We start from the raw sequence: 504 nt of genomic DNA on the forward strand, positions 1-504 counted from the left end.
CGCTCCAGCTTCAGCACATCGGCCCAGATCGCCGCGATCTGTTGTTCCAGTTCACTCTGCGGGGCCACGTATGCCGCTTGCAGCAGGCTGGCGTCCGGTTGCGGCAATGCACGGCGGTCCAGCTTGCCGTTGGCGGTCAACGGCAGTTTGGCCAGGAACAGCAGGTGGGCCGGCACCATGTAGTCCGGCAGGCTCGCCTTCAACGCAGTGCGCAGCGCCTCGCGCTCGGTAGCCTGGGCCTCGGTGCTGGCCATCACGGCCGCATCGGCAGGCACCACATAACCCACCAACTGCTTGCCGCCCGGGCCGTCCTGGGCCAGTACCACGCCCTGGGCCACGCAGGCCTGCGCCTGCAGCCGCGCCTCGATCTCGCCAAGTTCGATGCGAAAACCTCGAATCTTCACCTGATGGTCGATCCGCCCCAGGTACTCCACCACCCCCGCGCCGCCGTAGCGGGCCAGGTCGCCCGAGCGGTACAGGCGGCCACCCTGGCTGTCGAACGGG

Annotated in this window: 1 pseudogene; it reads right to left on the reverse strand. The window is 68.5% G+C overall.

Annotation, left to right across the window (positions count from 1 at the left end):
* A pseudogene (locus tag CAG00_RS27395) lies at positions 1–504 on the reverse strand (AMP-binding protein); the annotation flags it as partial.

Origin of the sequence: Pseudomonas sp. B5(2017), assembly GCF_002112825.1 — a bacterium.
Lineage (GTDB): Bacteria > Pseudomonadota > Gammaproteobacteria > Pseudomonadales > Pseudomonadaceae > Aquipseudomonas > Aquipseudomonas putida_Z.